This window comes from Pseudoalteromonas sp. SWXJZ10B (genome assembly GCF_015864475.1).
Taxonomy (GTDB): Bacteria; Pseudomonadota; Gammaproteobacteria; order Enterobacterales; family Alteromonadaceae; genus Pseudoalteromonas; species Pseudoalteromonas arctica.
Genome location: NZ_JADYXD010000011.1, coordinates 32,595 through 53,672, shown reverse-complemented (window position 1 = coordinate 53,672; position 21,078 = coordinate 32,595). Strand labels below are relative to the sequence as shown.

The window sequence follows — 21,078 nt, the reverse complement described above, 5'->3', positions numbered from 1 at the left end:
TTATATGCTAAATATTATTCAATCAAACCGGATGGAAGCCCTGCAAGCGCAGTTCCACCAGCTGTTAAAAGTAAACCCATTGCAAAGCCCGTTCGACAAAGAAGTAGTGCTAGTGCAATCGCCGGGTATGTCGCAGTGGTTAAAAATAGGTTTGAGCGAAAACTTAGGGGTTGCAGCGCAGGTAGATTTTCCGCTGCCGTCGAGCTTTATTTGGCAGTTGTATCAGCAATTACTGCCAAATGTCCCTAAAGAGTCGGCATTTAATAAGCCCAACCTTGCTTGGAAGCTGTTCGCAATTTTACCAACCTGTATTGACGAGCCATTATATTTGCCGCTAAAAACCTATTTAGAAGGCGATATCGACGGGCAAAAAACCTTTGCGCTGTGCGAAAAAATAGCCGATGTGTACGACCAATATTTAATGTACCGACCGCACTGGATAGCCACATGGGATAGCGGAAAAGATGAGCTTGATGACGTGGATGTAACCATTGCTCCATGGCAACCTGACTTATGGCGACGCATTGTAAAACTAAGCCAAGAACTTGGGCAAAGCCAATTTCATCGCGCTAATATGCAAGGGCAGTTACTTGCAGCACTTGAGACTATGGACAATAGCATACTGCCACAACGCATTAGCTTATTTGGTATATCGGCGATTGCCAGCTCCCAGCTTGAGGTGTTTGAAGCGCTGAGTAAAAAAACTGAGGTTATATTATTCTTTTTTAACCCGAGTGAGCATTACTGGGGCGATATTATAGATGAAAAAACAGCAGCTAAAATAAGCGCAAAATACGCCAAAATGCCGCTGGTGGAAGCGCAACAAAAAAAACAAACCAATCCAGATGAAGAATACTACTTTATAGGTAATCCGTTGTTATCGTCGTGGGGTAAATTAGGTCGCGACTATTTTGAGCAACTCGTACAGTTAGATGCCCGTTGGATAGACGGTTTTATTGATGTGTTTGACGACACCTTACTAGGGCAAGTACAAAGCGAGATTTATCAGCTTGCGTTTAAAGGTGAATCGCTGACCGATAACAAAGAGTGGTTTATAAACGACGAAGGTAAGTTACCAATCAGTGCAACCGACACCAGTATTACGCTCAGCGATTGCCATACACCGCTTAGAGAAGTTGAGCGCTTGCACGACTACTTACTTAACTTATTTAATCAAAACCCAACGCTTACCCCCAAAGACATAATTGTCATGATGCCCGATGTAGGCACTTACAGCCCCTACATTGAAGCCGTATTTGGCGGGGCACAAGGTAGCCGCTTTATTCCTTACGCATTGGCCGATTTAGCCATAGAGCAAGAAAAGCCCGTCCTTAGCTCATTTGCGAGTTTAGCTAACTTACCGTTTTCGCGCTTTGGTGTGTCGGATATTCTCGATTTATTACAAGTGACGCAAATAGCCGCAAAATTTGGACTTGAAGCGCACGAATACGAGCAAATTCAATACTGGCTTGAACGTGTAGGCGTTAAATGGGGTATAAACGCAGCGCATAAAAGCAGTTTTGATTTGCCCGCTATCGATTTAAATACCTGGCAACATGGGCTCAACCGTTTACTGCTTGGTATTGCCATGCGCGACGAGCAATGCCCGTTTAACGGTATTTACAGCGCTGATGAAGTAGAAGGTATGGCGCTTGATACGCTTAATAAGCTTGTGCACTTTATTGATGTACTGCAAAGCTTTAAAGAGCAGCTAACGCCTGATGACACGCTCACTAATAAAGCGCATATTTTAAGCGAGCTATTAAACGCCATATACGAAAGTGAAAGCGACGACAGCTGGGATTTATTAGTACTTCAAAACGTGCTCGAAGAAATACAAAAACACCACGACAACGGCGATTACAGTAAAGCGGTTTCGCAGCGTATTGTTAGTTACTTAGTTAAACAAGGCATTCAAGAAAAAGGCGTAGGGCAGCGGTTTTTAGTTGGGCAAGTAAACTTTTGTACGCTTATGCCCATGCGCGCCGTACCATTTAAAGTGGTATGCATGCTGGGCTTAAACGATGCCGACTACCCGCGTAACGTACAACCCATTGGTTTTGACTTAGTGCCTTATTCTAAAAAGCAAAAAGGTGACCGATCACGTAAATTAGATGACCGCTACTTATTTTTAGAAGCGCTACTGAGTGCCCGCGACAATTTATACATGAGTTACATTGGTCGCTCGTGTTTTGATAACCAACCGCGTATGCCATCAACCCTTGTAAGCGAGCTGTTAGAATATATTGGGCGTAGTTTTGAATTAAGCGATAAAAGCGAAAAAACGCTGCCCGCATGTCTAATTAATCAGCAGCATTTACAGCCTTTTAATAGCCATTATTATTTAGCCGATGAGCAAGCCAATACTGTGCTGAGCAACCACAGTTACAATCCAATTTGGCTGCCAAGTGAGTCAATTAAACCAGAGCCAGTTATTGCACTTGATGTGACTGTGCCAGATCAGTTAGATCTTGATGTGTTTATTAGAAGTGTGTGCAGCGCACAAGAGAGCTTTTATCAACAAACATTAGGTTTACGCCTGCCACAATTTAACGAAGTAGCAAAAGACGAAGAGCCATTTAGCCTAGATGCGCTGCGCCGTTATTTTTACCTTGATGAAATACTTAAAGCCAATATAAACGAGCAACCACTGAGTACCGAGCAAATACTGCAGCGGGGTGAGTTACCTCAAGCCAATGTCGGCAGCCTCATATTTGAGAGTATGGAGCACCGAGTTGACGCGCTTGCAGGGCAAGTAAAAGAGCACATTAAAGGCGGAAAAAGTGAGCCAATAGAAGTTTTGCTTACAATTGAAGGCACTAAAATAGAGGGATGGCTCAATCATGTTTATTTGCAAAAACAAGTGTTTTATCGCAGCGCGAGTATTAAAGCGAAAGATTTAATTAAAGGCTTTATTTATCACCTTACAGCGCAAAGTATGGAGCATCACGTAGAAACATTGTTACTTGGGCTTGATAAGCAAATTACCTTTGCGCCCATAAGCAAAGCCGATGCCGATGCACTATTAGCCGATTGGTTTGAGTTATACAAAGCGCTGCGCGCAGAGCCTGTGCCGTTTTTTCCGGTAAGTGGTTATGAGTACGTTAAAAGCGGCGGCGATATAACAAAAGCAATGAGCAAATTTAGCCCGCAATACATAGGGCGAGGCGAGGGCGAAAATCCGTATATTCGCTTAACGGTGCAATCGCTAAACGACTGCCAAGAAGAATTTATAAAATGGAGTGATAAATTGCTCACGCCTTTATTTGAACATGCAAAGGAGAGTGACCATGCAAGCACTTAATCCTCTTACTATGCCGCTCATTGGTCAAAGTTTAATAGAAGCCAGTGCGGGTACCGGCAAAACTTATACAATTACGGGGCTGTATTTACGTTACTTACTAGGCATGCAAATAGAAGGTGAGTTAAATACGCCGCTCAGTGTTGAGCAAATTTTGGTAGTAACCTTTACCGACGCTGCCACCCAAGAAATTAAAGACCGCGTACGCAGCCGAATTATTGCTGCACGCGACGCACTGCTTGGGCAAGACCCAAATGACGAACTCATTGAAGGCGTAATTGCCAAAATTGACGATAAACACCGCGCCTTTGATTTACTCGATGCGGCTGCTAAATCAATGGACGAAGCCGCTATTTTTACCATTCATGGCTTTTGTCAGCGGATGCTAAAACAACATGCGTTTGAGTCGGGTGTGGCGTTTAATCTCGAATTTATTTTAGATGAGCGCGACATACTGCTCGAAACTATTAAAGATTTTTGGCGTGCGTTTGTATACCCACTTAATAAAGAACGCACCGATGCTATTTTAGATGTATTTGCCGCACCAGAGTCTTTATTCGCTCAAGTGGCGAGCATTTTAAACAAAGCTAATGCGCACATTACACCACAAATAAATTTAGATGATGTATGGAAAGCGCGTGACGAATACGTAACCCGTGTGCCTGCATTTAAAAAAGCGGTGTTAGAGCAAGAGTTTATCGGTGCTATTAAAAGCTCGGGTTTAAGCGGGTCTAAAACGCCAGCACGAAAAGGCAGCCTTAGTGCGCTTGAGGCATTTTGTTTAGGCGGCGATTTGTTTTTTGAATTTGGCACTAACAAGTATTCGTTTGAAGTATGGAGTACAGAAAACCTAAGCGATGCAGGCAATTATAAAAAAAATCAGCCATTATTTGTGCATCCATTACTGAGTCAGTTTGACGAGCTTGCCGCACTTAATAACACCATAAACCAAGGGCTCAAAATAGCGGTTGTACAACATGCAGCACGCTGGGTAAAAGCCGCAATAGTTAAGCGTAAACAAGAGCAAAGCGTTATCACCCCAGATGACTTATTGACTAATTTACACAGTGCGCTTAATAACGAGCAAGGCGACGTACTAGCGCAAAAAATTGCGCAGTTGTTTCCGGTTGCCATGATTGATGAATTCCAAGATACCGATCCGATTCAGTACGGTATTTTTAGTAAAATTTATGGGCAACAAAATACCACGCTTGCCATGATAGGCGACCCTAAACAGGCTATTTATGGCTTTAGGGGCGCAGATATTTTTACGTACATTGGCGCAAAAGAGGCAGTGCAGACTGATCAGCAATTTACGCTGGGGACTAACTTTCGCTCAAGCACCGATATAGTCAATAGCGTTAATAGTTTATTTGGCAAACACGCTAACAGCTTTATTTATAACGACGCCATACCCTTTAACGCAGTAGCTGCTAAAGGCAAAAAAGCGGATGACTCTTTTTTAATTGATGGCAAACCCGCTACCGCATTCGAATTTAATGTATTTGTAGATGAAGCCGCCGATGAAAAGAACAAACCAACTAACAAAGGTGTAGGGCAAGCGCATTTAGCCACTCACTTTGCGAATAAAATAGTGACTCTGCTTGAAAAAGCTAAACAGGGGGACGCGTGCATTGGCAGTAACACTGTAAGCGCTGCCGATATTTGTATATTAGTGCGCGACCGTGTTGAAGCACAAATAATGAAAAAAGCGCTTAGCGAAGCCAAAATAGCCAGCGTGTATTTATCGCGCGAAAGCGTTTTTAGTCAAGAGCTTAGCCATCACCTACTTAACTTTTTAACAGCGCTGCATGGTCAATATGACGAGTCATTGCTGCGCGGTGTTTTAGCTGGCCCGTTATTTTGTTTAAGTTATAACGAAATACATGCACTCGCCGATGATGAAAATAAATGGCAAGACTACTTAAACTTTTTTGCACAACTTAGCCACATTTGGAACAAGCAAGGCGCTATGGCCATGCTTGAGCGCTTAATGAGCCATAACCAGCTTAGCGCTAAATGGCAAGGGTTGGGATATAACGTTGAGCGTTGGCTGACGGACTTTAGGCACTTGGGCGAAATACTTCAGCAAAAACAAATAGAGCTTGAAGGCACGCTGCGTTTGCTGCGATGGTTTGCACAAAAGGTAAGCCAACAAGATGGCGAAACCGTGCAAGTACGCCTAGAAAGCGACGCCAACTTAGTTAAAATAGTCACTATGCACGCCTCAAAAGGGCTTGAATACCCACTGGTATTTATGCCGTTTGCCAGTGGCTATCGCGAAACAAAAGAAGCGCTTTATCATAATAATGGCAAGCTAGTTTACGATTTAAGTAAAGACGAAGATGCCCTGCAAAAAGCAGAGCAAGAACGCCTAGCTGAAGATTTACGCCTGCTTTATGTAGCGCTTACTCGCGCCGTACATTTTTGTGCGCTTGGTGTTTATAACATTGGGCAAGGACAAAGTAGCCGCTTGGCTATGCAAAGTAGTGCACTTGGGCATGTTTTATTTGCAGGGCTTGAACTTGCCAGTAGCCAAACATGGCGCACGCATTTAAGTGAGTTTTGCGACGCTAATAGTGCGATGAGCTATCAGCAATTTACCTCACAAACATTATTAGAGCAGGGAACGCTTTGTTTTAGTAATAGTAAAATTGCGCAGCAAACATTAAGTGTTAATAGAGTAACGGCAAATATTGAGCGTAACTGGCGAGCAACTAGCTTTAGTGCATTGAGCTTTAAAAAGCACAGCGACCAATTAGCCCCAGGGCGAAGTGATGAAGATCACGAAAAAGACGAGTTTGCAGTGCAAGAGGATGAACTGCCATCACCTTATAGTTTTCCTAAAGGGCCAAAGCCGGGTAGCTGTTTACACGAAATATTTGAACAAATAGATTTTATTAGCCCAATAGTTCACCCAACTAATTCCGAGCAAAACTTATCTGAGGTAGTTAAGCGCAGCCTTGAAAAATACCACATAGGTGAGCAATGGCGAGAAGTGGCTGAAAAATGGGTGCTTGATGTTCTTGCGTGCCCCCTAGATAAAAGCTCTCTAGAAAACAGCCTTCTTTCATTGGGTGTGCTTACACCCAATGATTGCCTAGTCGAAATGGAATTTAATTTACCACTTGAGAGCTTAAGTGCACCTAAGCTAAACGAAATGCTGGTGAAACATTTTGGCTTTACGCAAAGTAAGCTTGAATTTTCACAAGTAAAAGGCTTGTTAAAAGGCTTCGTCGATTTAATATTTTGCTACCAAGGTAAATATTATATTTTAGATTATAAGTCTAATTATTTAGGCAGTACGCCAGCTGATTACGAAGGCGATATGCTTGAGCAAGCGATGAGCAGTCATCAGTATCATTTACAGTATTTAATCTACACGGTAGCGCTGCATCGTTTATTAAAACAACGTATAGCTGATTACTCGATAGAAACCCATTTAGGCGGCGTGTATTACACGTTTTTACGTGGAATGCCGACAGGGCAAGGCGTGTACTTTAAAAAGCTAACTGAAGAACAAGTGATTATTTTAGATGGCTTATTTAGCCAAGGAGCTATGCTATGAGCGATTTAAATGAGCAACCTGGCTTGTTTGACGATATAGACGAGACACTTAATAATGAAGCCGCAGAGCCTCTTACTTCAAAAAATGTAGCACAAGATGCCCCATTAGAGGATATTGTGTTAAATAATACGATTACCGAAGTCCCGTTACTTGAGTATTTATTAGCGCAAAACCGACTGCGTGTAGTTGATGTGAAGCTCGCTGAATTACTGTGTGCTAATGACATTGAGAAAACTCACAATGAACTGTTTTATATTATTTTATTGCTGTGCTTATCGCAGCAAAGCCAGCATAGCTGCCTAACCTTAAGTGAAGTTGATTGGAGTAATCCTTTTAATTTGCGCAAAAGCGACTTTAATAAACTCGATGGCAATGTACCCAGTACGCTAAGCCCGTTTAGTGATGACTTTAACGTACATACGGCGCTTAATTATTTACAAAGCCATGAAAGCGTGGGCGAAAATAAACCACTGCAGCTGTTTAACGAGCGACTTTATTTTGCGCGCCTTGCCGGTTATGAGCAAACACTCGCAGATAGATTATTAAGCATGAGCGAGCGAAAGCTCAATATTAATAATGAAGTATTGGCTGAACTATTAAATACCTATTTTCCTGCTGATTCAACAATTGAAACTGATTGGCAAAAAGTGGCGTGTGCGATTGCGGCCACCAAAGGCTTTAGTGTGATCACGGGTGGCCCAGGTACAGGTAAAACTACCACAGTGACTAAGTTGCTGGCTATTTTGCAGTCGCTTTATAAAACCGCGCCGCTTAGTATTAAGCTGGTGGCCCCTACAGGTAAAGCCGCTGCACGTTTAAGTGAGTCTATTTTGGGCGCTAAAAATAAGCTCACAACGATCCCTGATGATATAAAAACGCTGATCCCGCAAAGCGCTCAAACGATTCATCGCTTATTGGGCGTAAAACCGTTTACTAATAAATTTAGACATAACAAAAGTAATCCGCTGCATTTAGATGTACTAATTATTGATGAAGCCAGTATGGTCGATTTATCGCTGATGGCTAAATTAATAGAAGCACTTCCTGCGCACGCGCGATTAATACTCCTAGGTGACAAAGATCAGCTTGCCTCGGTAGATACCGGCAGCGTAATGAGCGATTTATGCCAAGGTTTAACACTTGGGCAAACGCCAAGCTACTCGCAAGCACGTTGTGATGAGCTAAATAGCTTATGTTTTAATAATGAGCCTAAGCTCGTAGCGCAAAGCGTGAGTGAATTTAAACTCGCAGATTGCATTGCCTTTTTACAACACAGTTATCGATTTGATGCACAAAGCGGCATTGGTCAACTCGCACTTGCGGTAAACACCAATAACACCGGTATTTTAAATTACGTAGAGCAAGAAAGTAGTGAAGGGCGCTTTAACGATGTAATTTTAGATTACGACTTTGTAGCAAAACCAATTGAAAAGCTCGTTAACAGTGCAGCAAGTCATTATGCAAAGTACCTTAACTTAATAGCTCAAGGTGCAAGTGTTGCACAGGTGCATGCTGCTTTTGCTAGTTATCAGCTTTTAGCTGCGGTACGAGAGGGCGATTACGGCGTTCATAGCTTAAATCAACGAATAGAGCGCGTGTTGCAACAGCAAGGTTTAATTACCGTAAGTCCTAATACTCACCACTACACGGGTATGCCTATTATGGTGAGCCAAAACGATTATCAACTTAAGTTATTTAACGGTGATATTGGTATTTTAATGCCCGATGAAAGTAATCAACTCAAAGCCATATTTATTGATGAGCAAGGTAATCAACGAGCATTTTCGCCAGCACGACTCCCTGCGCACGATAAAGTCTATGTAATGACTATTCATAAATCACAAGGTTCAGAGTTTAGCTACACAGCCATGGTACTGCCACCGCTAAAACAAGCGCGCATGGGTATTAACAGGCAATTAGTGTATACGGGAATAACCCGCGCTAAAAATAAGTTTGAGCTGGTGGCTGACAAAAAAGTACTGCAATTAGCAATGAATAAAAGCGTATCGAGAGCGTCTGGATTGTATGAAAGATTAAAGTTTGAGAATTAAAGGTTCTGCTGGGACATAGAAGTTATTTTATTGATGTATCCACATATTTGTAGATACCAGTGTTTATGTATTGGCTATTTTAAAACTTTCTGAATCTCGTAATTAAAGCTCTTATTATTTATCGCGTTATAAATAATATCTTCTATAATAAAATTAATTTCATTTCATATCGAATGTATTAGTAGGGATATTAATGTTTTTTTCTAAAAATAAACAAAACGAAATAGCTTCTCTAAAAGCTGAACTTTACCCATTACAACAAGTATGGGAAGGGCTTTACCGAGAGATGTTAGTACTAAACATTCTTTATGATGGCCGAATTTCGCACGCCAATGATAAGTTTTTAGAAAACCTAGGCTACAGTGAAGATGATCTAACTAATAATTCTTTTGACGATTTTATTACAGATTCGTCTCGTCAATCTTCAGAATTTAAAAGCCTACAGCAAGCTATTAAAAAAGAAGGGCATTGGGGCGGTGCATTGCAAGTTATGCGCAGCGATGGTAAAGCTGAATGGTTACGTTTAATAGTACATCCAGTAAAAGGGGAGCAAGATCAGTTGCTCTATTTTTCTATATTCGGAAGTGTACTTACAAAAACAATTACGGCTTCTCGCGAGCAAAGCGATACTATTAAAGCGATATATCGCTCTATGGCGGTAATTGAATTTGATTTAGAAGGCCATGTCTTAAAAGCAAATGATCAGTTTTTAGCTGCAATGGGTTATCAAGAAAGTGAAATATTAGGTAAACATCACCGTACGTTTTGTGAGGCTTCAGAGTATAACTCCCAAGAGTATCTGCAATTTTGGGCTAAATTAAGAGAAGGTAAGTTTATTGCTGAGCGTTTTAAGCGTGTAGATAAACATGGCAACATTGTTTGGCTAGAAGCGTCGTATAACCCAATCTCAAATGACGCGAATGAGCTTTATAAAGTGATGAAGTTTGCAACTGTTATCACTGACCAAGTAAATCAAGAAATTGCGATATCACAAGCTGCCGAAATTGCTTATAGCACCTCAACCCAAACTGATAAAAAAGCAGAGCAAGGCGCGAGCGTTATACAAGATACAGTCGCAGTAATGATTGAGCTGGCTATTAACATGGAGCAAGCTGCAAATGAAATTTCAGCGCTTGATCAGCAGTCGCAACAAATATCGAGTATTGTACAAAGCATTAGTAGTATTGCTGAGCAAACAAATTTATTAGCATTAAATGCCGCAATTGAAGCGGCAAGAGCTGGCGAGCAGGGGCGAGGCTTTGCTGTGGTTGCAGATGAAGTGCGATTGCTTGCATCGCGTACCTCAAAAGCAACAGAAGAAATTGTAGAAGTTGTACAGCGCAACCAATCACAAACCCAAAATACGGTGGCTGTAATAGAAAAAGGTAAAGAGAAGGCAGAGCAAGGCTTGGCGTTATCTAAAGAATCTGGTGAAGTGATGCAAGAGATCCAACAAGGTGCACAAGAAGTTGTAAATGCGATTGGGCAATTTACCAGTGAACTTAAAGCTAACGGTTAGATTAGCTTCGTCCTTACTCTAAAGCGGGCACTTTCAATGGTATCCGCTTTAATCTTACTACCCTCAATATACCCCTTGAAACCCATCTAATAATTTCAAATATAACAACTATACCTCTATTAACTCATTAATCGGTATGAAATAAGTTTCTTCTCTTCCCTAAATGATAATAAGTTGTTGCATTTTTGTTCGTTGTTCCTAATACTAGAGTCTGTTGATCTTTCAAGGTTAAATTTGCAGCAGTCTGTTTGGTATTTAGGCAAGGCAGAGCCTAAGTAGTGTGGTTGTTCCCCATAAATAGGCGATAACGTAGCATTAATGCCAAACAGACGCTGCCCAAAGGGTACTTCCTAGAGGCTATTTACTCTTTGTTGCTCGTTTTTTACTTATTCTTACATGGATGTAAGCCAGTAGAGTAACGCAGGAGCAGTTACCGAGCCCACTAGGTTACAAATCTCGCGCCGTGATTAAATAGCCTCTAGTTTGAACAAATTTTAATCCGCAAAGAACAACAGACCCTAGTGAACACCTAAGCTGACAAGCTTATGTAAACCAACATGAATACCTTAAATGATAATAAAATATTAAGTACACAACATTAAGGAATTGTATGAACAACACAAAGCGCACACACAAATTAATTAAGCCAAGCCACCTAATTGGTGCGGGGTTAGCTATGTTAATGAGCTTTTCTGCAGCGAGTAAAGACTACAAAATTATATTAATTCATGGGTTACAAACTTCGCAAATAACAAATAAGTCGGGTAGTGATGTAATCAATGATGGTGAAACATATTGGCAATCGTACTGGAATAATCGTGCAGATGAGCGAATTGATTGGCCTGCTTATGAACGTATTGAAGGTAAAATTGCTACCGATTGGGTGTGGCCAAAGCTAAAGCAAATTTCACGCTCTAATTTATGCAGTGATGGCTGTGTATTTGTAACACATTCAACAGGAGACTTAGTTGCACGCCATATTATTGATAATCAAGAAAACTGGTTAGAAAACGAAGGCTTAGAGCCGCTTAATATTGTTGCTACGTTTGATTTAGCAGGCGCGGGTGGTGGAAGTGAGCTGGCTGACGTAGCTGTTAGTGCTTTAACTGGCGCATCATGGAACTTTGCGGTCGATGCTGCACTCAAATGGTGGCTAGGAAGTGATGTAACCGAAGCTGTTGGTGTATTACACGATTTAAAAGTAAACAATGCACGTAAAATTTCACCATTCCCAGATGCACGTACGCCACGTTTACGCTTTGTTGCCGATGGAAATGCATATTTGGGTTTAACGGGTGGTTTTTTAAAAGGCAATGATGATTCGGTTGTTGCATCGCACTCTTCATGTGGTGCCAGTTCGGCTGGCTCGTTTGGAAGTTGTAGCAGCAGTATTGATACAAATGGCCATTTAAAATCGCAAGGTGATGCAGTAAGTAGCTTTATGCCAAACCATTATCCAATGATGATGAGTGACAGTTATAGCCATAACGAAATACATAACGCGCAGCGAAAAGGTAATGTAACAATAGCCATGAATAACGTAAATGTGGAAGGTGACACTGTAGGTTTTAATACGTTTGATAAAACTACAGGTAGTTGGTTTTGGAAAAAACAATATCGTTATATTAAGGATTCAAATAATTTAAGCGCATCAGCACTTATTTATAATGTGATTCCATAACATACAAGGCGTGTAGTTAAAAACTATACGCCTTATAAAAGATTGAAATATAAAAATGAAAAAATTTTATGTCGTTGCTTTAATTATTAGCACTATTTTATTCTCGCTATGGTTTACAGGTAAAAATGATGCTCATAAAGTTGCTGAGCCAATAACACCTCAGGTTAAACACAGTGCGAGCGTAGCTGATTTATCGCCAGTAAAAGTGATCCCTATAGATGTACCTACAGCAAAAAAAACACAATCAAAAAAACAAATCGCGTTTAATGAAGACTTAACAAAAGCAGCGCAGCAAGTGGTTATGCAATATGAAAGTGCACTTAAATTTCCTCCTTATTCTCAGCCATTGAGTCCATTAGATGAAGATCGATTAAAGCCAAATCAATTCTACCCGGTATCGAGCCCTATTGATGAAAGTGGCGATGCTTTAACGTTAAGTCTTAAGCAATATCGTTTTGTATACCCAGAAGAAATAACAATAAAGATAAGCGCTCAAGGGCTTGGAAAAGTGGTCGTTGAGCTTGCAAATACAGATACAAAAGAAGTGTTAAATACCCATACAGGCAATGCGCGTGACGGTGAAGCAATTATAACATTTGAAGAGGATGAAGATTACCCTCGTAGCTTACAAGTGTTTGTAGAGGGTGATGTTGCCGGTAAAAAAGTTCCCGTAGTTGCACAAATTCAATATATGCCGCCTAGTGCAACTTTAACAGGTTTTGAAACTGCTTTTGCACAAAACGAAAACATGATTTTGCCAGCTAACATAGCGGTAGTAAAAAGTGGTTTGTATCGTGTTAGGGCTAATTTATACAGTGGCGATACACCACTTGCTCATTTAGTATCTAAAGAGCGGTTAGCACAAGGAAGCCAAACACTTAATTTGAAAGCCCACTGGTCGGTATTACCACAAGGCATTACAGATATGCGCTTAAGCGACTTTGTTATTGAGAGAATGTCGCCAAGCCCAGGTGAGCGAAACAGCTTTGGGAATAGTGAAATAAGTCATTTTGATATTAACGATTTTTCGTACGATAGCTTGCAGCAATTACCATATCAGGCTAATGCACAAGAAAAGTTAAGTTTGGAATTTTTACAAGGCTTAGCTGAGAGTTAAAAATAGAACGCAATGCTGAATTGGTAAATTTAAGGGGGTTGTACATAAATACAACCCCCTTAAATTTGTTAGCTTAGATTTATAGTAACTACACTTGGCGCTTCTTGTTCATCAAGCTCATTAGCAACAGGCACTTTAGGAATATCTGGTTTATCAAGGGCTATATCGCCACCATCAATTACTTCACCTGTTTGTAAGTTTTTAAAATCAAACAAGTCGGCGTCAGCTAAATGTGAAGGCACTATGTTTTGCATTGCTGTAAAAATGCTTTCAATACGACCTGGGTGCTCCGCATCCCATTTAGCGAGCATTGTTTTTGTATGTTTACGCTGTAAGTTTTCTTGCGAGCCACATAGGTTACACGGAATGATAGGGTAACCTTGTACAAATGCGTATTGGCTTATGTCGCTTTCTTTACAGTATGCAAGTGGGCGAATAACCATATGCTCGCCGTTATCACTCATTAATTTAGCCGGCATACTTTTTAGCTTTCCGCCGTAAAACATATTTAAAAACAATGTTTCAATCATGTCGTCACGGTGATGCCCAAGGGCTATTTTAGTAGCGCCTAGCTCTTTTGCTGTGCGGTATAAAATACCACGACGTAAGCGTGAGCAAAGTGAACACGTTGTTTTACCTTCAGGGATAATATCGGTAACAATACTGTAAGTATCTTCTTCTACAATTTTGTATTCAACATTTAATTTATCAAGATACTGGGGTAAAACATGCTCAGGAAAATCAGGTTGTTTTTGATCAAGATTTACAACAACTAGGTCAAACTTTATAGGTGCTACACGTTTTAAATGTTGAAGCATTTCAAGCATTGTGTAGCTATCTTTGCCGCCAGAAAGACATACCATTATACGGTCACCCTCTTCAATCATATTGAAGTCCATAACGGCTTGACCAGTTTGGCGACGTAAACGCTTTTGCAGCTTATTTAAGTTAAATTGAGCTTTAGCTTGATCTGAGTGTGACAATTACGCCCCCTAGTAAAACAATACAGCAAAGTTATTTGCTAAAAATAAAGGGGCGTATTATACCCAAACCACCTGAATATGCGAGTTTAGGATGTAATTAAAATTGATTTAAACATGCCTTATTAAAACGTTAAAATAACTCGCTTATAACTTGTACATAAGGCTTAAAATTAATCCTTTGCCATAGGGCTCAGGTAACCATCGGGTTTGAGTGCCAGTACATCACAGTCTAGGCTATCAATTACATGTTCTGCTGTATTACCTACAAGAGCGGCACTTAAGCCCGTGCGGCCTACAGTACCAATAACAACTAATTCGCTATTTAACCGCTTCGCTACATCAGGGATTACATCCTCTGGCAGGCCTTCTTCAATAAAACATTGCTCTGGGTTTAAATTAAACTCTGCAGCAAGTGCATTGGTTGATTCATGATGATGCTTTTTAACTGATTCGTTATAAAGTCCTGGGTTAAACTCAGGAATTTCGATGGCAATATTAATAGGAGTTGCAGGAAAGGCATTAACTAAATTAAGTTTTGCGTTGGCAAGTTCACATAAATATTGTGCGTCTTTAATAACGCGTTTATTAAGTGCTACGTGTTCTTCGTTTTCACTAACCGCATTTACAGCAGCTAAAATATTACCGTTTGCTGGCCATGCCATTTCTTTTACAAATAATACCGGAGCGGGGCATTTGCGTACTAAGTGCCAATCTGTCGGGGTAAAAATAACTGATTTAAGTGCGCCATGTTGATGTGTGCCTTTAATTACTAAATCGTACTTTTGATCAATTACAGTATCGATTATGGCTTCGTAAGGGCGATTATGCCAAACCACTTGGGTTTCAATATTTATATCTTTGTAAGGGGAAACTAAATCGTTTAGCCATAGCTGGCGATCTTTTAGTACGGCATCGCGCATTGCTTCGCGTTCATCGCCAGATAGCATTGTCGTCATTTCGTAAGAGAAGTCGTAAACCGTCATAAAGGCGGTAATACTTGCGCCAGATTTTTTAGCTAAATCTATTGAACGTGCTAAACCGTGTTGATCATCTTTGGTGGGGTCAATAACCGCAATAATGTGTTTAATAGTGTTCATATGCTACTCCATTTACCTAACGGGTGTACATTTAGTGTAACGTAAATATAAAACAGTTAAAGGGGTAGCATATAAATTGTTGTTCTAAATCAAAAAATATTTTCGTTCCAAGTTTTAAATATACTTGATGTTTTTTTGCTCTTTTTTAATTTATAGCGATTTAATTGCGGTGCATGTTTGCCTTTTATAGATTTCCATTTCCTATTCATTGGGAGTACGTAAGTTGCATCGACTCAGTCTCACCTAAGGCCAAAATAGACTGAAGAAGCCTTAACCCATAAGGATATCTAAAATTTAGTAACTCAAAGGCTGTGAAATATACTGAAAAGTTACTTTAAACTAAAAAATTATACTTTTTAATTATTCTTAGATTCCAGTAATATATTATTTTCTTGGGAAAATCCGTAAGTTTCTTTTACAAAGCTTACCCCTGGGAGTAGGTTATAGGTATTGTCTTTAATTGTAGAAAATAAATAATTTTTCCCACCGCGAGTAAATAAGTTAATTAGATCCCAGTATTTTTTTTCTGGGTAAACGGTCATATCAATATCAAGAAAGTGATTATTATTGATATAAATGCCTCTTACGTAATTATCGTCAATGAGCTCTCCCGTCACATCAGATTGTATTCTAATACCCCCTTTCGAACGTATAATACTGTTATGCGTAAAATAAATACTCCCCCAATTAAAAGGAATTGTCACACTTTTTGGCTTGTTTGGATAAGCATTGAGTATAAATTTTTTTGTGTCTAAAAAAGTATTCGCAATGATTTTAACATTTGAATAATAGGTCAGCTCGATAGCAGTACCTTTTGTATTTCTAAACGTATTATATCTTACTAAAGCCTTAGACACTGGCTTTACAGAGGCGAACTTTAAAGAGCCCTTCATGCCTTCGAAAGTATTATTTTCAACTCTAATATCATGCGTACCACCAAAGTTATTATTCCAAGGATGAGTGGTTGTAACTTGCGTGATATTTTCAAAGTAATTATTACTAATTTTGATTCTGAAAGAATTAATTGGCCCATCGAAAGAAGATAAGTGAGAGGAAGTAGCTCTAATTGCAGCATCTCCGAAGTTAAAAAATTGGTTATGATGCACTGAAATATCTGAAGAGCCGGCTAAAAGTAAACCTTGCTCGCCCCAAGCGTAATTAACCTTATCTTTTGTTAGCCCTTCAAAGATGAAGCCTTCAATAGTTAAAAAATGTGAGTTATAAAAAGCTAAAATATATTCACCTTCAAATCTATCACACTTTCTCAGCACTACTCCCTTTTTTGCAGAGATAACAACATTACTGATGTTTTTAAAAATTATAGCTGAGCAAATATCATAAACGCCTGGTTGTTCGATAATTAATTCACCATTCTCCTCAGTGTTCAAAATTAATTCTTTTAACGATTGAGAGTCATCGGCCCCATCATCTGGAATCATGAAACTTAATGCTTGAGCACTGAATATACCTAAAGAAAAAATAAACAAGAGACATAAAATATTACGCATAATATTTCCTTTCATTTAGTGAATAAAATAGAAGTTTTTAACGATGATAAAATTGCATTATTGCTTTTGTAAAATGCGCTGCGCCAAATAATGGTATTGAGTTAAATGAAGTTCTTTATTTGTAGAACTTTAATTAAGCCCACTTCTAAAGTATTAGTCGAAGGTAAGTGTAATTGCAATAATTACACTTTATTTACATAACAATTACGAGTAAAGGATTGTTATTCGAGGCAGGTACTAACGAGGTTTTACTATTGCTGCGGTTTTAGCCAAGGCATCATTATCTAAAATTGTAATAAATTTACCCTCTACTTTAATTAAGTCAGCTTTTTGAAAACGACTCAATAAACGGCTAATGGTTTCTACTGTTAGACCTAAGTAATTACCAATTTCACCGCGAGTCATCGTAAATCTAAATTCTTTACGCGAAAAACCACGCTCACCAAAACGCTCCGACAAGTTATAAATAAAACTAGCTAAGCGTTCCTCTGCTGATTTTTTATTGAGTAATAGCAGCATTTCTTGATCGTATGTAATTTCACTGCTCATTAAGCGCATTATTTGTTGGCGAAGCTTTGGTAATTTTCCTGATAGTTCATCAAGAGTATCGAATGGGATTTCGCACACCATTGACGTTTCAAGTGCTTGCGAAAAACTGGGATGAGTCATTTTACTTATTGCGTCAAAACCAACTAGGTCGCCCGCTAAATGAAAGCCGGTAATTTGCTCATCACCTCGCTCCGATAACGTGTACGATTTAAATGAACCAGAACGAACCGCATAAATAGCCTGTAAAGGTGCACCTGATTCAAATAGATAGTCGCCTTTATGGAGTGGTTTTTTTCGCTCAATAATTTCGTCAAGCTTGTCCATTTCTTGGCCATTGAGTGAAAATGGCAAACACAATTGACTAATACTGCAGTTATTACAGCTAATAGCACAATTACCTTTAGCGCGACTTTGAGAGAAATCCATAATTTAATCCGTTTGATTTTTATACACGACTGCAAAATAACCTTAAAGGTTAATAATGCGAATAGATTAATGTACCAGTTTGTCAGTTGCAATAATCAATAAGTAGATACCATACCAAATTATAACACTGCCTAATACAATTCGGGTCCATGGATGGTTAATAATAGTATTTAGTTTTTGTGCGGTAACGCCTAATGTGATCATCGCGGGAAAAGTACCCAAAGCAAAGCAAAGCATAACTAAGGCACCGTCAAGGGCACTTGGGCTGGTCATCGCCCATGTAAGCGCTGAGTATACAAGCCCACAAGGCAGCCATCCCCACAAAGCACCATAACCTAGGGCTTTAAAAGGAGAGTTAATAGGCATTAAATATTTATTTAGTTTAACAATGTGTTGCCACACCAAGGTTTTACCAATTTTCTCTAACCATTGCAAAGTAGGGCCCAAGCGCATTATATACACGCCAACGAGGAGCATAAAAATAGCTGCAATGAACGAAAGTACTAAAGAGAAGGAGGTGTTTTGCCTTGCAAATTGGCTGCTAATACCAGCAACAAGTGCGCCAGCAGCCATATAGCTTAGTGCACGTCCAATATTATAAGCAAATGAATAGGTAAATGTTTTACGTTTGTCACTTGCTAGTTGTAATGAGCTTGCAATACCGCCACACATAGCAATGCAATGACCGCTACCTATTAGCCCCATTAAAAAAGCGCTGGTATAAAGAGGGTCAATCATTACTTTTTTTATGTTGCTCTTTGTCATCTTCAAACAAAATACTATGACCTTGCTTGTTTAAATCCGAAAACTGCTCGCTTTTCACTGCCCAAAAGAAAACACCAATAGCAATAATGACGAATAAAATGGCGATAGGGATCAAAATGTAAATTATGCTCATAACTTTAATAGCCTTAGTGAATTACTAATCACAATAATTGAGCTGGCAGACATGCCAATAACAGCCATCCAAGGAGCAACTAAGCCCAACGCTGCCAGTGGTAATATTGAAGCATTATACAATAAAGACAGCGCAAGATTTTGCTTAATAATACGTCTGGTTTGTTTTGCTACATTAAGTAAGTGACCAATGGAGGCTAAATCGCTATTAAGAAGCACTACATCGGCGCTATTTTTTGATATGTCTGCACCGGTTTCCATAGCAATAGATAAGTGCGCACTAGCAAATACCGGGCTATCGTTTACACCATCACCTACCATTGCAACGACTTCATTTTGTGAAGACCATTGCTCAACGGCGGTTTGTTTATCTTGTGGAGAACATCCAAATTGCACACTTTCAAGTTTAAGTTGCTTTGATACTTTTTGCCCAGCATCTGACGCGTCACCGGTTAACATGTGACACGTTAAGTTTTGCGATTGAAGTGAGTCTATAAGCTTTTTAGCATCGCTTTTTACTTTATCAACAAAGTAAAAGCGTGCAACAACTTGCTTATTTATATACAAGCTCGCTTGTGCATTCGATTTTTTGCTATTAAACCAACCACTTTTACCAATTGCGTAATGATTAGTTGCATCTTGTGCGCTAATTCCCAGCCCTGGGTGTACTTCAACGTTATTAAGACTGCGGTGAGCTGGCGTAAACTCATCAAATGCACTGGCGATAGGGTGCTCAGAATAACGCTCTAGCATGGCTGCCATATCTAGCACTTGAGCTTTTGTATACTGTTTATCGATTATATCTACTTCATCAAGGCTAAATTTACCTTGCGTAAGTGTGCCTGTTTTATCAAATGCAAATAAAGTAATTTGTGAGAGCGTTTCGAGCACATGCGCTTGTTTTATTAATACGCCTTTGCGGGTAAGCGTTGCCACTGCACATGTGAGCGCGGTAGGTATGGCTAAACTCAGGGCACACGGGCAGGTAGCAACTAAAACCGAAATAGTGATCCAAAATGCATGTTCTGGGTCAATTTGATACCAGCCAATAGCTGTAAGTGAAGCAAATATAAGCAGGCACGCTATAAACCATTGCGCAACTTTATCTGTAATTTCAACCAGTTTAGGGCGCTTGGTTAAAGCGTTATGTTGCAGGCGTATAATTTGGTTTAAAAGCGTATTTTGACCAATTTTATTAATTTTTATTTCAATAACGCCGTCGTGGTTAACGCAACCAGCATAGACATTGTGACCAATAAATTTAGTGACAGGTTGGTGCTCCCCCGTCATCATTGACTCATCAACCGTGGTTTTGCCTTTAATAAGTTCGCCATCGGCAGGAATCGTTTCACCCGCTTTAATAAGTACTACGTCATTAAGTTTTAGTTTTTTAGCCGCAATTATAAGCTCTTCGCCACTTTCGTTAATGGTACGCGCTGTTAATGGCAGTAGTTTTTGTAAGTTGGCAGTAAATTCGCTCGCTTTTAAACGCGCTCTAAATTCAAGATATTTACCTAATAACAGTAAAAAGGTAAACATACACACAGATTCAAAATAGACCTCGCCCACTTGCATAAATGTGGCGTAACAACTTGCACCGAATGCGCCAAAAATAGCCAGTGATACGGGTAAATCCATATTGAGATGTTTTGCTTTTAAGCCATTTATAGCATTGGTCAGAAAGGGCAGTGCGCTGTATAAAACAACGGGAGATGCAAGTATTAAACTTATCCATCTAAAATACTGTTCAAAATTGCTATCCATACCCGAGAACATGCCAAAGTACATGGCAAATGCAAACATCATAACTTGCATGGTCATTAAACCAGCAACACCTAAGCGGCGAATATAGGCTTTGGCAGTTTGTTGTTTTTGCTGAGCTTCAACATCTGATTGAAACGGGTATGCTTTGTAGCCAATTTTAGCTAGGGAAGTAATAACTTCACTCAATGGAGTGTTGGTTTTATCCCATAGGATCATCGCGCGGTTGGTGGATGTATTTACATCAACCCGTTTTACAGTATTTAAGTTTAAAAGTTGTTTTTCGATAAGCCATGCACAAGCAGCGCAGGTTATACCTTCAACGCTCAGTAATACCTCTGAGATATTATCGTTAGTAGCTATAAATTCGTCTTGAATATCTTCGTTGTCATAACTTTTTATAAATGCGAGTTGCTCAGGTACTAGCTGTTCTACTTTACCGGCACGTACGGTGCGGTATTTGTAGTAATCGGTCATACCTTGGTCAACAATATTTTGTGCAACAGCTTGGCAGCCAATGCAACACATTGGCTGAGCTATATCGTCAATTATAACGTTTGCGTTAAATCCGTTTGGCACACTTTCAAGGCAATGAAAGCAAGAGTTAGACATAGTTATTA

At 39.7% G+C, this 21,078-nt stretch carries 13 protein-coding genes; 6 read left to right on the top strand and 7 right to left on the bottom strand.

Features of this window, described 5'->3' with window-relative positions:
- The first annotated feature begins 4 nt into the window (after nt 1–4).
- The 6 genes from recC (at nt 5) to I6F54_RS11740 (ending at nt 13,237) form a co-directional block, all read left to right on the top strand.
- The gene (gene recC / locus I6F54_RS11765; RefSeq protein ID WP_197141481.1) at nt 5–3,304 is read left to right on the top strand and encodes an exodeoxyribonuclease V subunit gamma; all 3,300 of its coding nucleotides are present in this window, start codon (nt 5–7) and stop codon (nt 3,302–3,304) included.
- Nucleotides 3,291–6,869, top strand: a complete 3,579-nt coding sequence (gene recB / locus I6F54_RS11760) for an exodeoxyribonuclease V subunit beta (RefSeq protein WP_197119458.1) — start codon at nt 3,291–3,293, stop codon at nt 6,867–6,869. Before recC ends, recB begins: the two co-directional genes overlap by 14 nt.
- Nucleotides 6,866–8,920 (top strand): exodeoxyribonuclease V subunit alpha, encoded by a 2,055-nt coding sequence (gene recD / locus I6F54_RS11755; RefSeq protein ID WP_197141479.1) that lies wholly within the window; start codon nt 6,866–6,868, stop codon nt 8,918–8,920. Before recB ends, recD begins: the two co-directional genes overlap by 4 nt.
- 193 nt (nt 8,921–9,113) lie before the next feature.
- Entirely contained in the window at nt 9,114–10,439 is a 1,326-nt protein-coding gene (locus tag I6F54_RS11750; RefSeq protein WP_197141477.1) for a methyl-accepting chemotaxis protein, read from the top strand.
- Nucleotides 10,440–11,049: 610 nt separating this feature from the next.
- A complete protein-coding gene (locus tag I6F54_RS11745) occupies nt 11,050–12,120 on the top strand; it encodes a hypothetical protein (protein WP_007585627.1) in 1,071 nt (356 codons plus the stop codon).
- Nucleotides 12,121–12,175: 55 nt separating this feature from the next.
- Entirely contained in the window at nt 12,176–13,237 is a 1,062-nt protein-coding gene (locus tag I6F54_RS11740; protein WP_197141475.1) for a hypothetical protein, read from the top strand.
- 68 nt (nt 13,238–13,305) lie between these two features.
- On the opposite strand, the gene ttcA is transcribed toward I6F54_RS11740, so the two are convergent.
- The 7 genes from ttcA to I6F54_RS11705 all read right to left on the bottom strand — a co-directional run bounded on the left by ttcA (nt 13,306) and on the right by I6F54_RS11705 (nt 21,070).
- The gene (gene ttcA / locus I6F54_RS11735) at nt 13,306–14,220 is read right to left on the bottom strand and encodes a tRNA 2-thiocytidine(32) synthetase TtcA (protein ID WP_007585631.1); all 915 of its coding nucleotides are present in this window, start codon (nt 14,218–14,220) and stop codon (nt 13,306–13,308) included.
- A 170-nt stretch (nt 14,221–14,390) separates the two neighbouring features.
- Complete coding sequence (uspE, locus tag I6F54_RS11730; protein WP_197141473.1) at nt 14,391–15,317, bottom strand: universal stress protein UspE; 927 nt, start codon at nt 15,315–15,317, stop codon at nt 14,391–14,393.
- 356 nt (nt 15,318–15,673) lie between these two features.
- A complete protein-coding gene (locus tag I6F54_RS11725; protein ID WP_169043467.1) occupies nt 15,674–16,825 on the bottom strand; it encodes a right-handed parallel beta-helix repeat-containing protein in 1,152 nt (383 codons plus the stop codon).
- Between the two features lie 237 nt (nt 16,826–17,062).
- Nucleotides 17,063–17,800, bottom strand: coding sequence for an FNR family transcription factor (locus I6F54_RS11720; RefSeq protein WP_007585636.1), 738 nt, complete (start codon nt 17,798–17,800; stop codon nt 17,063–17,065).
- Between the two features lie 66 nt (nt 17,801–17,866).
- Complete coding sequence (locus I6F54_RS11715) at nt 17,867–18,538, bottom strand: sulfite exporter TauE/SafE family protein (protein ID WP_024594369.1); 672 nt, start codon at nt 18,536–18,538, stop codon at nt 17,867–17,869.
- Nucleotides 18,531–18,698 carry a cbb3-type cytochrome oxidase assembly protein CcoS gene (gene ccoS / locus I6F54_RS11710; RefSeq protein ID WP_121954920.1) on the bottom strand — a complete coding sequence of 56 codons (168 nt, stop codon included), beginning with the start codon at nt 18,696–18,698 and terminating at the stop codon, nt 18,531–18,533. Before ccoS ends, I6F54_RS11715 begins: the two co-directional genes overlap by 8 nt.
- Nucleotides 18,695–21,070 (bottom strand): heavy metal translocating P-type ATPase, encoded by a 2,376-nt coding sequence (locus I6F54_RS11705; protein ID WP_165741186.1) that lies wholly within the window; start codon nt 21,068–21,070, stop codon nt 18,695–18,697. Before I6F54_RS11705 ends, ccoS begins: the two co-directional genes overlap by 4 nt.
- Between the last annotated feature and the right edge of the window lie 8 nt (nt 21,071–21,078).

Bases quoted from the DNA above. Each gene is read 5' to 3' on its own strand.
- recC (WP_197141481.1), top strand. From the start codon at position 5: ATGCTAAATATTATTCAATCAAACCGGATGGAAGCCCTGCAAGCGCAG.
- recB (WP_197119458.1), top strand. From the start codon at position 3,291: ATGCAAGCACTTAATCCTCTTACTATGCCGCTCATTGGTCAAAGTTTA.
- recD (WP_197141479.1), top strand. From the start codon at position 6,866: ATGAGCGATTTAAATGAGCAACCTGGCTTGTTTGACGATATAGACGAG.
- I6F54_RS11750 (WP_197141477.1), top strand. From the start codon at position 9,114: ATGTTTTTTTCTAAAAATAAACAAAACGAAATAGCTTCTCTAAAAGCT.
- I6F54_RS11745 (WP_007585627.1), top strand. From the start codon at position 11,050: ATGAACAACACAAAGCGCACACACAAATTAATTAAGCCAAGCCACCTA.
- I6F54_RS11740 (WP_197141475.1), top strand. From the start codon at position 12,176: ATGAAAAAATTTTATGTCGTTGCTTTAATTATTAGCACTATTTTATTC.
- uspE (WP_197141473.1), bottom strand. From the start codon at position 15,317: ATGAACACTATTAAACACATTATTGCGGTTATTGACCCCACCAAAGAT.
- I6F54_RS11725 (WP_169043467.1), bottom strand. From the start codon at position 16,825: ATGCGTAATATTTTATGTCTCTTGTTTATTTTTTCTTTAGGTATATTC.
- I6F54_RS11720 (WP_007585636.1), bottom strand. From the start codon at position 17,800: ATGGATTTCTCTCAAAGTCGCGCTAAAGGTAATTGTGCTATTAGCTGT.
- I6F54_RS11715 (WP_024594369.1), bottom strand. From the start codon at position 18,538: ATGATTGACCCTCTTTATACCAGCGCTTTTTTAATGGGGCTAATAGGT.
- ccoS (WP_121954920.1), bottom strand. From the start codon at position 18,698: ATGAGCATAATTTACATTTTGATCCCTATCGCCATTTTATTCGTCATT.
- I6F54_RS11705 (WP_165741186.1), bottom strand. From the start codon at position 21,070: ATGTCTAACTCTTGCTTTCATTGCCTTGAAAGTGTGCCAAACGGATTT.